Here is a 14,128-nt window from a genome sequence, read left to right as displayed (position 1 = left end):
ATAACCATGATTTTATTGGAGACAATCACTCTTAAGGTATTAGAATTATATTTGTTCAATGTGTTTTTATAGGCATACCAAATAATAACAATAAACCTTTTTTTACTTAATAGAAATAAAGCTAACAAGTAATATGTTAAAACTGAAAATTATTGACATAGAAACTCCGACTAATTCTCAAACTATTGATTTAGATTTAACGGATAGTAGTCAATGTCAAGAGTGGTTTCTCGGACGTTCTTCTCGTTGTGAAATCAACCTTCCCAGTATTAAGGTTAGTCGTCTGCACGGAAGTATCTCTTATCAACAGGGAAATTACTTTTATACGGATTTAGCCAGTCGAGAGGGTTCTTTTGTCAATAATGAGAGGCTTAATGTCAATCAAAAAATTCCTCTCAAAACCAGAGATATACTCAAAATAGTGGATTTTCTCATTACAGTGGAAGTGGTGAACACAGTTAAACCACAACCTTCTAAGGAGGAGGAAGGTTTCTCTACTGCTAATATAAATAATGTTAACGGCAGTAATCAGGCAATCTCGCCTCAAGAAAATAAAACTGTTTCTAAGGCTCAAAACCAAAGCTCTGATCCCAGAGAATATATGCCTTTAGCGTTTATTACTCCCGAACAAATGACTCATTGGCAAAAGGGAGACTTAACGGTTAAATGTACTCAAATTATCGATGAAACAAAGGATGTCAAAACCTTCCGCTTTGTGGGGAAAACTCCTGTGTTATTTGATATGTACAACCCCGGACAATTTGTTACTCTCAATCTCAATATTAATGAGAAAAAGGTCAAACGTTCTTATAGTATATCTTCTACCCCTTCTCGTCCTAACTGTTTAGAAATAACTGTCAAACGAGTTCCTCCTCCTGCGGATCAACCAGATGCACCACAGGGGTTAGTGTCCAACTGGTTACACGATAATTTAAGGGTAAATGATGAGATTCTACTAAGTAATCCAGTAGGTAAATTTACTTACTTTGCTAATCCCGCCCGAAAATTGTTGTTGATTTCTGCGGGAAGTGGTATAACTCCCATGATGTCTATGTCTCGATGGGCTTTTGATACGGTGGCGGATTTAGATATTGTTTTTGTTCATAGTGCCAAAACTCCTAAAGATATTATCTATCGTGGGGAGTTAGACATGATGTCAGCAAGGCAAAAAAATTTCCGTCTAGCTTATACCATCACCAGAAATGAACCGGGTATGGCTTGGGGTGGCTATCAAGGGCGTATTAGTATCGGAATGTTGGCAAATATCGCCCCTGATTATCGAGAAAGAACGGTTTATGTTTGTGGACCTGATCCTTTCATGAAGGGGATTAAGCAGATTTTAGCTGATGATGGTTTCCCCATGGAAAATTACTATGAGGAAAGTTTTGGCGGTGCAAAGAAACCTAGTAACAAGGAAAAAGACATTAAGTCTGAACCCGTTTCTTCTAAGTCTTCCCGTACGGTTCAATCTGTGACACCTCCAAAAAAAGAGGTTTCTCCTCCCCCTGTGACATCTTCCCTGGATTCGGTCCTTAAATCCATTGTGATTTTTCAAAGTACTGGCAAAGAGGTTCATGGTGACAATGGTATAACGATTCTCGATTTAGCTGAACAAGAGGCGATCGAAATTGACTATAGTTGTCGTTCTGGTAGCTGTGGCAGTTGTCGGATTAAAAAGCTAGAGGGAGACATTGAGTATGATGGTGATCCCGATGCTTTGAACGACATGGACAAAGAAGAAGGTTACATTCTCAGTTGCATTGCCATTCCCAAAGGTAGGGTAGTGGTGGATGAAGCCGATCATGGATAAGGAAGAATTAAGAATTAAGAATTAAGAATTATTTAATTAAAGCTAAAAATTAGCGTCTCCTAACCTCTAATAAGGGATTTACTCAGATTTTTAATAGAGAAAAAAAATGTTTAATCAGACATCAGAAAAAACAATGCACACCGTAAGATGGCTTCTTACCATCGGTTGGTTTGTGCTGATTTTATCCTTTTTTTGGGATCCTTTTTCCGCTAGTTTAACAGAACCAGGACACCCCTGGAGTCCTTGGAGTATTAATCCTAGGGATTGTGTGGAAGTACAAGGGGAATGTTTACCGAATCTCCCTCAACCTATGGGCGCGCGATTATTTTGGGCAACGATCGTACCTGTAGCGATTATTGTTTTATTGGTATTAGGGCATGAAACTTGGAGAAGAGTTTGTCCTCTTTCTTTCCTCTCTCAGATTCCCCGCGCTTTGGGGATTCAAAGAAAACAAAAAACCGTCAATCCTCGCACGGGCGCGATTAGTTATCAGTTGGCAAAGGTAAAAGAAAATTCTTGGTTACAAAAAAATTCCCTTTATTTTCAATTAGCCTTATTTTACGCAGGTTTATGTATGCGGATTTTATTCGTCAACTCCGATCGCCTTTTTTTAGGTTCATTTCTGCTGTTTACCATTGCCTCAGCTATTTTAGTGGGTTATTTATACTCTGGCAAAAGTTGGTGTCACTATTTTTGTCCCATGGCACCTGTACAGATGTTTTACAATGGACCGAGGGCATTGGTGGGAAGTAAAGCCCATATTGATAGAAAACAGACTATTACTCAATCCATGTGTCGCACGGTGGATAAAGACGGTAAAGAAAAAAGCGCCTGTGTTAGTTGTAATAGCCCTTGTTTAGATATTGACATCGAGAAAACTTACTGGGAGGAAATCGATCGACCGGGCAGAAAAATGATTCAATATTCCTATATTGGCTTAATGGTAGGCTTTTACTATTACTATCTACTGTACGCAGGAAACTGGAAATATTACTATTCAGGAGCTTGGACTCGTGAACCCGATCAAGTACAAAAGATTTTCGATCCTGGTTTTTATATTTTCGGTCAAGTTATCCCCATTCCCAAATTAATTGCTGTGCCTTTGACACTGGCTATTTTCGGCATTGCTAGTTATGTGATCATTAACCAAATCGAAAAAGTTTATAAAGCCTATCGCATTCGCATTAAACAACCCCAAAGCCGTCAACAGGTTTTACACGTTATTTTCACCCTCGCCACCTTCGTCGGTTTTAACGTTTTCTTCATGTTTGGTGGTCGTCCTCAGTTGCGTTTACTGCCCATGTCCTTACAATTAATCTTTAATGGGATTGTGGTGTTTGTTAGTGCTTTATGGGTTTATGTCACCATCAAACGTACTCCTGAAGAATATTCTAAAGAATCCCTAGCTACTGGTTTACGCCGTCAATTAAGTAAACTTACCATCGATTTCTCGAAATTTTTGGGCGATCGCACCCTCGAAGACTTAAACACCGATGAGGTTTATGTATTAGCGAAAGTACTACCAAATTTCAGTAAAGATCAAGGCTTACAAGTCTATAAAGGCTTACTGAAAGAATCTTTAGAAGAAGGAAAAGTGAGTTCCTCTGATAGTTTAGAGATGTTGAGACAAGTGCGTTTCGGCTTAGGTATCAAAGACGAAGAACACTACAACATTTTAACAGAATTAGGTATCGAAAACCCTCAACTCTTAGATCCTACAGTGCTGAGAAGTCGAGAAAATTTGATTCGCCTAGAAAGCTATCGAGAAGCCTTAGAAATTCAACTCTTAGATTGTATTGAAAAGGGTTTACCCTTGCAGGAAATTTTAAACCAGAAAAATCAACAAATTCAATCCCTGCGTTTAGAATATGGTATCACTGATAAAGAAGAAAATCAGATTCTTGAGCAGATGTTTAGTGGTGATAGTGCCATTTTACACACGGCGGAAAATCTCTTAAATCAGTTAAGTAACTTGATTGCACAACAAGAAATTTTTGATGCCTATTTTAATGCCACTCAATTAAAAATTATTGCCTTTGTACGTCAAGTGACTATTTTGAATAAGCAAGAGTTAATCGTCAAGAAACTTCTTAGCATTATCGAAATTTTAGGTGATAATCCCAATGCCTTAAAAATCGCTAAAAATACCAATTCCTTAGCCTCCGATACCATATTAAAAATGTTTGAGGATTCTAGTAAGGAAATTGACTGGCAAAGTCGGTATAGTTCTAGTGTCTGGGCTTCATTATCCCATAATCCCGCCGATGATCCTTCACCAATGTCGGAATTACCCACTGGATTATTTCTCGATACCAATGACGAAGATACCAAAAACTTCCTTCTTGACTCCCTTCGAGATTTAATCACAGATTTTGATCCCTTAATACGGGCAGCCAGTTTAATGGCAATTAAGCACATTGTACCAAAAGAAGCAGAGGCGATCGCACTTTCCCTCAAAGATAACCTAGTCACAGAAGATTGGTTACTCACAGAAGTAGTTACTCAGATTCTGACTCCTGCAAACAATCAAAGCAACCCAGAAGCAATAGATAATTACATTAAAGTAAAACTCCATTCAGGTGGAAAAGTCGAAGAATTTACCTTTACTCAACCCTTAATTCGTATCGGTAGCAGTTCGATTAATGATTTAGTCATCGACGGCATGGGTATTTCTCCTCAACACGCCTTACTTTATTTAGGGGAAGATGAGGTTAATATTATCGAATTGGGTACGGCAGTGGGCTTAACTATCAATGGTAAAACCATCAAAGATACCCGTTATCCACTGAATCAGGGAGAAAAAGTCTTCTTTGGCTTATTCAATGACTTATATTTGGAAATTAACTGGCAAAATCTCTCTTCTGTCTCTCAAACAACAGACGTTACTACCCTTGATAAACTGTTACTTTTGTGGGATAACTCCTTCTTTAGCTCGATCGAGATTAACAACCTTGTGGAATTAGCCCATAGTAGCCATATTCATAACTATCCTCAAGGGGAAATCATCTGTCAACAAGACACCCTTTCTGATGCCATTTTCCTCCTCTTAGAAGGAAGTGCAGATGTGATGATTACGGATACCGAAGACACAGAGAAACTAATCAAAGTCTCAGAAATCAAAGCTGGGGAAACCATTGGAGAAATGGGGGTTATCACAAAGCAAAAACGTTCAGCTTGGGTAATCAGTGCTTCTCCTGATGCCAAATTATTAGTTATTCAAGCCCAAGACTTTGAAAATGTCCTTCGAGACAGTCAGCAACTATTGAGAAATCTAATTACCATTTTGTCCGATCGAGTTAGAAATCTTACTAGCAAGGTGAATGAGTAATAAGTAGGGTTTGCTGAAAAAGTATTTTGATGAAGAGAGGGAAAAGGGAAAAGGGAAAAGGGAAGAGTGAACAAATGACAAAAATCAAGGTTTTGAGGCTTTGTATTAAGTCATGATTACAAAGTTGTTTTAAATAAAATTTAGTAAAAAATGCTTATTTTTTGAGTAAAAATTGCGAAAACTGCTCACTTTTTTATTAACTTAAGGATGCCCCAAGCCTTCATTTTCTTAGTCTTCTGAGTTATTCAGCAAACCCTAGTTAAGATAAATTTTTTTCAACGCCCTTTCATTATCACTAGCGATGATACAGAAGTTTCTTCAATTCTTTCACATCTGCCAATGCTAAAGAAATTAATTTATTTCTTTCAATAGTATTCATTCCTGATTCATTCCCAAGAAGAGTCAGTTTATTCTCCAAGCCATTAAATCTGGAATTTAACTCTGTCTGTGCTTGAACTAAATACCCCGATGAAAAAGTATCGGCGGTTTTTGCTTTAGAGTTATTTTTCTCATTTAATGAACTTACTTGTAATTTATCTTGCTCTAAATCATTAATTAATTTAGGAGAATCTTCTATTCGATTATTTTTAAGTTCTTCCACAGTATGTTGTAAAGTTTCAATAACTCCATACATTTCCATTGGATCGAACACCCGTAGTAAGCTAGTCTGAGTGACTAATCCAAGTCCTAGTCCCCAATTCCAAGAAACAACTAAGCGTCTTACCCGTCTGCGTTCCATCTCTTGATGAGCTGTCCATAAGGAATCCTCTGGACTAAGCAAAAATAAAGGAGTACTCATCACTGCTTGGGCGGTAATTTTGCTTAAATCAAGATCAAGGGTTTTAAACTGCAACAGATCTCTTTCCGTAATAATACCAACGGGCAAACTAGACTCTTGGGGTTGTTGTTCCATAATCACAACACAACTCACATTCGCTTCCGCCATGAGTTTTGCTAAATCTATCACTTTATCTGTTAACTGCCCCTGTATAACATCTGGATTTATTACTTCCGATACTCTCCGTAATTTGAGTAAGTTACTTGGTCGTAAACAAGCCCTCAGACTTTCAGGAGAAACCACTCCGACTAATTGACCTCGATCGCCAATAATTGGTAAGTGGCGAATTTTATAACGGCGAAATAAAAATAAAACGGCAAAAATGTCCTGAAAATTTTCCTCCTGAAGTGTCACAACGGGTTTAGTCATCACCTCTTTCATCATTATTCCCTCTAAATTTGAGTTGAAAGCAATTAGGCGTACTAAATCTCGCTCGGTAAAAATCCCCTCTATTTCTTGCTCTTTCATAATTAAGACGCAGTTAGAAATGTTAGAGGAAGAAATAATATCTGAGCTGACCTTGGGAAAATTAGGAAGAGAACATCTTAGATTTTGAATTTGACTCATTAAAATGAGAGTTTCTGAGAGTAAGGTATCCCCAGTCACCCTGAGAGGAAAACGATCGATCGCATCTTCTAATAAAGGGGCTGCGATAGCTAAGTCTTTAGATACCATTTTACTCATCTTTTGTACAAAAAAATATTACAAAAAAAGAAATATAAAAATATAACTTGACATTAAACAGAGAAAAAGGTGTATAATAGACGGATGTAACAAAAAAAATCTTGAATCCCTTTATTAAATTGGACTATAGCTTTTTTTAGGTTAATGTAAATACTCAGGTTCTAACCAGAGATGTTGATGACTACTTTGATTCTAGCTGAAAGTTGGACGAACGGAGATTTATTTCCCCAGATGAAAAACTTTTGTGGATCTAACTAAGGTCTTTGAGTTCCAACACCGGATATTCTCGGAGTTTTACCATAAAGTTTATCTAAAACTCGTTTGACAGAAATCCGTTGCCATTCAGACCCCCGTTTAGTTCGATAGCCATGAAGATTGAGCCAATCAGCAATTTGCTGTAAGGATTTTCCTGATTTGTGATGTCGTCGAATCAGTTCAATGATTTCTTGTTCCGATGGGTTTTCGATCAACTCACCGTTAACAGACATTTGACCGAAGGATGGAGAACCATAGCCGGCATAGCCTCCTTCCGAGGCTTTTGCCCTTCTTCCTTGTTCTAGTCTTTCCCAAATCAAGGATACTTTCTCAGCACTCATAACGATAAAAATTAATTTAATTTACTCTAATAGTTTAACAGGAGATTAAAATTAACAATGCCCTTAATTTTTCTCGGACCTCCGGGAGCTGGTAAAAGTACCCAAGGGAAAATTCTTGCTCAACAAGGACCAATTGTGCATATTTCTACGGGGGAGCTTTTAAGGAAAGCGATTGTTGCTCAAACCCATTTGGGTAAAGAAGTGCAACCTTATGTGGAAACAGGACAATTAGTTCCAGATTATTTAATCATGGAAATAATGCGAAAGCGTTTACAGGAATCCGATACTAAACTGGGCTGGATTTTAGAGGGATGTCCCCGTACTGTCACCCAAGCTCAAAGTCTTGACCAAATTCTTTCAAGTTTAAATCAACCTCATCCCCAAGTAATCTATTTTAATACAGATACCAGTGTTGTAATCCAAAGATTATTAAATAGAGGTCGTCAAGATGATAATGAAAGAGTAATCCTTCATCACCTTCAGTTTTTCCAACGGCAAATTATTCCCGTAATTGAATTTTACCAAAAACAGAAACTTTTAGTCTCAGTTAATGGTAATCAAAGCATAAATGAGGTTACGAGTAGCTTATACTCTGCCTTACAGTTTTCGGTTTTAGCTTAAATTTATTTATTATTCAGGAAGCAAAAATGACAGCCTCTTATATTCAAGACAGTGATTTTAATGATATTGTCAATCGATCGACTTTAGTGGTAGTTGATTATACTGCCTCTTGGTGTGGTCCATGTCGCCTTATTAGTCCTTTAATTGACAAATTAGCAGATGAATACGCTGGTAAAGCTCAAATCTGCAAAATGGATGTGGATAACAACAAGGAAAATGCCAAAAAATATGGAATTCGCAGTATTCCCGCAGTCCTCTTTTTTAAAGACGGAGAAGTGGTTGAACGGGTAATCGGAAAAGCTGACTATCAAACTTTCACTCAAGCAGTGGAAAAACATCTTTAGTTGTCTTTTGTTAGACAAGGATGCTTTACCAGCCGAAGCGGAGTGCCTTTGGTATCACACAATAAATGTATTTTAATAGTAACTAATTTTCACTTAATTTTGCCGGAAGTCTTATGAGATTGATGAAAAAAAAACAAACAGTCCGATGTCCTAACTGCGGTAGTGAAAGCCAACGTTATTATTTTACCAGTGACGAAGCCATGTATCGTTCTTGTTCTGGAAGTCAAGTCATGCAAACAGAATGTGAGCACTGTGACTATTTGATGGTGATGTGTCTTCTCAATGGCAATGTTGTAGAGGCTTATGCCCCAGGAACCAATGCTTTCGCCCCTAAAATCAAACAATCTATTATCTTATCTATCATCAACAAATAAATAAGAGGTGACGAAAAAGTCAGTAAATAAATAGGCAAAATTAATTGTATATTTAGGTTGTAAAAGGGAATAGGCAATGGGATAGGGCATTGAAACAAGTTTTATTCGTTGCCTTCAGATTTATTCAGCAAACCCCAAATAATTTTAATTTAATAAATATCAGGAGCAAAAACTATGATGAAAGCCAAAGAAATAATGACCTCAAATGTGATTACCATTCGTGGTTCGGCTACGGTAGCTGAAGCGATTAAGTTGATGAAAGAGAAAGGGTTAAGATCCCTGATAGTCGAACGTCGTAATACTGATGATCCTTATGGTATTATTAGTGAAACCGACATTGTTTATAAGGTTGCCGCTTATGGACATGATCCAAAAAAAATGCGAGTTTACGAAATTATGACGAAACCTTGTATTGTTGTCTCCCCAGATTTAGGTGTTGAATATGTGGCTCGTCTTTTTGCAACTACTCGTATTCGCCGTGCTCCTGTGGTGGGAGAAGAATTATTAGGTATCGTCTCTGTTACTGATATTATGCACAAAGGAGATTTTGTTGAAAAACCGAAAGAGCTATTTCTTGAAGAACGCTTAGAAGTCGCTAGGGAAGAGGCACGGGCTATTTGTAGCGAGAAAGGCTCTACCTCTCCCGAATGCGCTGCGGCATGGGATATTGTTGAAGAGTTACAAGCAGAATCTTCACATCAGCGAGAAAGAAAACAGGAAAAAAGCTCTTTTCAGGTTTATTGTGACGCCAATCCAGACGCAGATGAGTGTCGAATCTATGAAGATTAAGTAGGTGTTGCTGAAAAAGTCTTTTGATGAAGCTAGGGAAGAGGGAAGAGGGAAAAGGGAAGAGGTAATAGGTAAGAGTTGTAGTTATTTTCTATTAATTTGGCATAACTACTGTAGAAGAGTCTAAATTTTTTTGATTTTTAAACCTGAAACCTGACATCTCCAATCAACAACTAATTCTATTTTTGCGTAACATCAGTTATAAAGATAAGTGACAAAATTTATCTAATCTCTATCTTAAATTCATGTTCTCCTCATGTTGATCCTTTTTAATAGATACAGAAGAAAAAAAATTATTAACTCAGGAGATTCGATCGTGTTTAAGAAATCTGCATCATTTTGGTTAAGTCTTTGTTTAACTAGCCTTGTTATTCCCGTTTCTTTAGTGGCTAATAACTTAAAAGTTTCTGCCTTGGAAAATAATACTGCTATTTCTCAACTTAATGCTTGTGCTGGTAAAAATCCCTGTGCTAGTAACAATCCTTGCGCGGGTAAAAACCCTTGTGCTGGTAAATCTGCTAGAAATGTAGGTGGACCTTTAGCTAAAGAATTACAAGGAAAACCTGTCGTTATAGATATTTATGCTAGTTGGTGTCCTGCTTGTAAAAATATTGCACCTACCCTTTCTCAGTTAAAACAACAATACGGTGATAAAGTTCATTTCGTTGTATTTGATGTCAGCGATAAAGCTAAAGCGGCTCAATCGGAAGCTAGAGCAAAACAATTAGGTTTAGAGAAATTCTTTAACGAAAATAAATCTCAAACTGGTAGTGTGACTATTGTTGATCCGAAAACGGGGGATATTCTCACTCAACACCGTAATAATAATAAATTAAGTGATTATACTTCAGTTTTAAATACTGCCATTTCTCAAAAATAATATTGACAAAGCTAATAGCTAAAATCTGCTAAAGCGATTTCATAAATACCTTTTTCAATCACAAAATATACAAGTTATACAGATTTAATGGTGGGCATTGTCCACCCTACTCGTCGTTTTAATTTTAGGAAATCTTTATCTCTACACATCATGACTCAAATTGAAAAAATACCCCTGGATGGAAAGATGAAAATCAAGTCTTCCCCCTCTCGCAATACTAAGAAATTCTTTTTTTATCTTGCATTAGGTTTCATTGCCCTAATTGTGGTAGTTACCCTAGGATCAGTTATTAGTCATCCCATCGAAAAATTAATCTCTTGGGTAGAAAATAGTTATCAACAATGGTTCGATCGACAAGACACTACAAACCCCTTAATTTTAATTATTCTTGCCTTTCTCGGTGGGTTAATCGCTAGTGTTTCCCCTTGTATTTTAGCTTTATTGCCAGTTAATCTTAGCTATATCGGTACTTTAAAAATTAAATCTCGTTGGGATGCTTTCAAAAAAGCTGGTTTATTTGTCTTAGGCTCGGTAGTAATTTTAAGTTTATTCGGTTTAGTCTCCTCCTTTGCTGGGGCGGTAATGGTGGAATATCGAGGTTATATAAATATAGTAGTAGGCTTAATTATGTTTGTCATGGGTTTATGGTTAATTGGAGTAATCAAAATTAATCTACCTCAAATGGAGTTAAATTTACCAAAAGCTGGTCCTTTTGGAGTGGGCTTGACTTTTGCGTTGGTAAGTTCTCCTTGTGCCAGTCCTGTATTGTTTGCAGTGTTAGCGGCGGCGGCGGCTACAGGCTCTCAAGTTGTCGCTACTTCGGCAATGGTTAGTTATGCTTTAGGTTATACGATGCTCATTTTCCTTGCTAGTTTATTCACAGGTTTAGCAAAACAGAGTCGTAATTTATTAAATTATTCTGAGGATATTATTCGCTTTGGTAGTGTCGCTTTGTTAATGACGGGTACTTACTATTTGTTTACTGGTACAAAATGGTTTTTTTGAGGTGTGATAAAAAAGTCTTTTGTTGACACTCCCACGACTGAAGTACGTGGGATTCTTGGTTCATAGAGGTTGCTTACCCTGACAGGTATTGCTACCAATCAAAATAGAGGCATCCTCTCCCCAAGCGTTTATTGCCTTAAAGACAAAAGTTCCCGTATGCCCTACGGTACTTAGAGCCTTTTTCAAAATATTGATAGCAGTTATTTAACAACCCCTAATTATTAAGAAATTTTATTGTGACTACGGCTAACACATTGACCATGAAGACTGACTCCGTAGGGTACTATATAGGTTAAAAGCCCTGCTATCCAACGCTCTCTCGTCATTTGCCCTTTCAGTAAGACTGAGCCATGGTTAATAGTAAATAAAATTGATCCTACTAGTAAGGATACTTTCAACGCCCTAGGCATTAATTCTCGATCGATTGCACACAAAAGAAAGTCTTTTAATTTCATCCCTGACAACCTATTTATTTTTTACAGATTATCACAAACTTATTGTATTTACAAAGAAAAAAATCATGACTAATATCAATTTACTTCATGGTGCGGAGGTTTTAACTCAGTTACGTCAAGAGTCTGAAAAACCCATTTTTATTAATTTGTGAAAATGACTGAAAGTCTTAACTCTTCCCTTTTCCCTACCATAACCAGTAAACTTCAATGCGTCTTCCCTTAGAAGTTACGCACTCATACTAAATTTTTTAACACATAACCTACTCCTCTGACGGTGTGAATTAACCGAGGGGATTGATTTGTTTCTAATTTGAGTCTTAATGCCCGAATATAGACTTCAATAATGTTGGATTCGCCTATGAAGTCAAAATCCCAGACATATTCAATAATTTGATTTCTAGTTAACACTTGACGGGGATGTTTTAAAAAGTATTGTAACAGATCAAATTCCTTTGCAGTTAGTTCGATCGAATCTTTACCCCTAAATACTTCTCTGGTTAAAGAATTTAAGGTTAAATCAGCAAATTGAAGAATATCAGATTTTTCGGGGAAGTGTAAATGACGCAGACGGGCGTTAATTCTTGCCAGTAATTCTTCAATACTAAAAGGCTTGGTTAAATAGTCATCCGCACCAGAATTTAAGCCTAAAACTCGATCGGGAATTTCGTCTTTAGCGGTTAATAATATGATAGGGCTTGTTATGCCTGTTTTTCGTAGTCGCAAACAAACGTCTAATCCTGAGATTTTCGGTAACATCCAATCAAGGATAATTAAATCAGGAGATGATTCCCTCACTTTTTCCAAGGCAGACATACCATCTTCCGCAGTCGTTACCTCATAGCCTTCTAACTGCAACTCCGAAGCAAGAAATTGACATAATCTTTGGTCATCTTCTACTATCAGTATATGGTTAGTCATGGGAATCTCTCCATAAGGCTAAACTTATTGTAAAAATACTGCCTTCTTGGGGTTTCGATCGAACTTTTATTGTCCCTTCCATAGCTTCAATCATACCTTTAGCAATAGCTAATCCTAAACCAGTGCCATCCCGTGAGCGAGTCATACCATCGTCAGCACGGTAAAATCGTTCAAATATTCGTGGTTGATGTGCCAAAGAAATACCGATACCATAATCTCTGATATGAATTAAAGCTCCATGGAAACTTTTTTCAAGGATAATATCAATAGGTTGAGATGGAGAAGAATATTTAAGGGCATTATCCACTAAATTAATTAAAACCTGTTGTAAACGATCTTGATCAGCACAGGTTATCACATCTTCATCAGTAATGATTAAATTAATTTTGCGCCCACTTACCTTTTGACTCATTTGGGCTACTTCCGTCACCAAAGTATTTAACATCAGAGGTTGACAACGAAAATGTAAATTACCATTATCCGCGCGTGCTAAATCCAATAAATCTTCTAACATTCTAATAGTTCTTTCCGTTTCTGCAATGGCAGTTTCTAAAGCCTGAATTTGATATGTGCTTAAATTATCACTGCGGCGCAGTAAACTTTGTAAATAACCCAAGATAGTAGTTAACGGGGTGCGTAACTCATGGGAAACATTATCTAAAAATTGCCTTTGTCGCTCCCAAGATGTCGAAAGACGAAATAACATTTCATTAAAGGCTTCTCCTAATCCAATAATCTCTTGAGGCGCTTGATTTAAGGTTAATTTTGCCCCACTTAAATCATCAGCTTTGATAGTAGAGGCAACCCTACTCATTTTTTTCAAGGGATGTAACCCCCGACTAATGGTATAAGATATGGCAATTACTAACACTGTGACTGTCACAATACTAATAAAAAATAAATGCCACAAACTATGATTTAATTTTTGTTGATCAATAGTTATATCCTGCGAAAGATAGAGTTTTCCTAGGGTATCCCCATTAACAATTAAGGGAGTGCCACATAAAACAATATCACGCCCATTAAATCTCACTACTTGCGCAGTGGTAGGCATAGGATTAATTTCTTCTATTCTTTGCAAAGAATTTTCTCGATGATGAAAAGAAGAAGATTGCCCTAATAGTTGCCCTTGGGAGTTTTTTACCCACACCATTAAGTTAGATGTTTCTAGCCGTGAAATAGCTTTTTCTATACCAGTTTCGATCGAATCTGCTTCAGTATATAATTCTAACTGTTCAGGGAAACGCATAGCTATATATTCTAAGGTTTGTTTGTGGGCTGTGACTAAATTTTGCTCCATTTGCCACCCTGCCCAAAAAGCGACACTTCCTAAACCTATCACCGATAATATCACTAATTCTAAGGTTAATTGAAATTGTAGGGATGAAGTAGGTATTTTTATTTTTGGAATGATTTTTTGTAGCCGTCTAATTAGTTTCATAATTTTTAAAATCAGTATTCTTATTAATCTGACTTTTTATTCTTT

Annotated in this window: 14 protein-coding genes; 8 read left to right on the top strand and 6 right to left on the bottom strand. The window is 37.0% G+C overall.

The genetic code is table 11. From position 1 onward, the window contains the following. Positions 1 to 133: 133 nt before the first annotated feature. Complete coding sequence (locus ACN4EE_RS03800) at positions 134 to 1,810, top strand: 2Fe-2S iron-sulfur cluster-binding protein (protein ID WP_431705069.1); 1,677 nt, start codon at positions 134 to 136, stop codon at positions 1,808 to 1,810. 106 nt (positions 1,811 to 1,916) lie between these two features. Beyond that, positions 1,917 to 5,138 (top strand): cyclic nucleotide-binding domain-containing protein, encoded by a 3,222-nt coding sequence (locus tag ACN4EE_RS03795; RefSeq protein WP_431705068.1) that lies wholly within the window; start codon positions 1,917 to 1,919, stop codon positions 5,136 to 5,138. 295 nt (positions 5,139 to 5,433) lie between these two features. On the opposite strand, the gene ACN4EE_RS03790 is transcribed toward ACN4EE_RS03795, so the two are convergent. After that, positions 5,434 to 6,651, bottom strand: coding sequence for a CBS domain-containing protein (locus ACN4EE_RS03790; RefSeq protein WP_431705067.1), 1,218 nt, complete (start codon positions 6,649 to 6,651; stop codon positions 5,434 to 5,436). A gap of 263 nt (positions 6,652 to 6,914) precedes the next feature. Beyond that, a complete protein-coding gene (locus tag ACN4EE_RS03785; protein WP_431705066.1) occupies positions 6,915 to 7,256 on the bottom strand; it encodes a recombinase family protein in 342 nt (113 codons plus the stop codon). Positions 7,257 to 7,313: 57 nt separating this feature from the next. Between ACN4EE_RS03785 and ACN4EE_RS03780 the strand changes: the two genes are divergently transcribed. The 6 genes from ACN4EE_RS03780 to ACN4EE_RS03755 all read left to right on the top strand — a co-directional run bounded on the left by ACN4EE_RS03780 (position 7,314) and on the right by ACN4EE_RS03755 (position 11,269). After that, on the top strand, positions 7,314 to 7,877 hold the full coding sequence (locus tag ACN4EE_RS03780; protein WP_431705065.1) for an adenylate kinase: 564 nt from the start codon (positions 7,314 to 7,316) through the stop codon (positions 7,875 to 7,877). A 26-nt stretch (positions 7,878 to 7,903) separates the two neighbouring features. Beyond that, a complete protein-coding gene (gene trxA, locus ACN4EE_RS03775) occupies positions 7,904 to 8,221 on the top strand; it encodes a thioredoxin (protein WP_431705064.1) in 318 nt (105 codons plus the stop codon). Positions 8,222 to 8,334: 113 nt separating this feature from the next. Beyond that, positions 8,335 to 8,595 (top strand): hypothetical protein, encoded by a 261-nt coding sequence (locus ACN4EE_RS03770; RefSeq protein ID WP_431705063.1) that lies wholly within the window; start codon positions 8,335 to 8,337, stop codon positions 8,593 to 8,595. A 174-nt stretch (positions 8,596 to 8,769) separates the two neighbouring features. Further along, on the top strand, positions 8,770 to 9,384 hold the full coding sequence (locus ACN4EE_RS03765; RefSeq protein WP_431705062.1) for a CP12 domain-containing protein: 615 nt from the start codon (positions 8,770 to 8,772) through the stop codon (positions 9,382 to 9,384). Positions 9,385 to 9,700: 316 nt separating this feature from the next. Next, entirely contained in the window at positions 9,701 to 10,264 is a 564-nt protein-coding gene (locus ACN4EE_RS03760; protein ID WP_431705061.1) for a TlpA family protein disulfide reductase, read from the top strand. Between the two features lie 186 nt (positions 10,265 to 10,450). Further along, on the top strand, positions 10,451 to 11,269 hold the full coding sequence (locus ACN4EE_RS03755) for a cytochrome c biogenesis CcdA family protein (protein ID WP_431705100.1): 819 nt from the start codon (positions 10,451 to 10,453) through the stop codon (positions 11,267 to 11,269). Positions 11,270 to 11,329: 60 nt separating this feature from the next. Here the strand turns inward: ACN4EE_RS03755 and ACN4EE_RS03750 are convergent, their stop codons facing one another. The 4 genes from ACN4EE_RS03750 to ACN4EE_RS03735 form a co-directional block, all read right to left on the bottom strand. Then, positions 11,330 to 11,455, bottom strand: coding sequence for a hypothetical protein (locus tag ACN4EE_RS03750; protein ID WP_431705060.1), 126 nt, complete (start codon positions 11,453 to 11,455; stop codon positions 11,330 to 11,332). Positions 11,456 to 11,490: 35 nt separating this feature from the next. Then, complete coding sequence (gene nrtS / locus ACN4EE_RS03745) at positions 11,491 to 11,724, bottom strand: nitrate/nitrite transporter NrtS (RefSeq protein ID WP_431705059.1); 234 nt, start codon at positions 11,722 to 11,724, stop codon at positions 11,491 to 11,493. Between the two features lie 234 nt (positions 11,725 to 11,958). Further along, complete coding sequence (locus ACN4EE_RS03740) at positions 11,959 to 12,642, bottom strand: response regulator transcription factor (protein WP_431705058.1); 684 nt, start codon at positions 12,640 to 12,642, stop codon at positions 11,959 to 11,961. Then, a complete protein-coding gene (locus tag ACN4EE_RS03735) occupies positions 12,635 to 14,083 on the bottom strand; it encodes a sensor histidine kinase (protein WP_431705057.1) in 1,449 nt (482 codons plus the stop codon). Before ACN4EE_RS03735 ends, ACN4EE_RS03740 begins: the two co-directional genes overlap by 8 nt. Positions 14,084 to 14,128: the final 45 nt, after the last annotated feature.

Source organism: Geminocystis sp. CENA526, assembly GCF_050753365.1.
Classification (GTDB): domain Bacteria; phylum Cyanobacteriota; class Cyanobacteriia; order Cyanobacteriales; family Cyanobacteriaceae; genus Geminocystis.
Note: the sequence above shows the minus strand (reverse complement) of the source record. Positions and strands in the feature narration are given on the sequence as shown.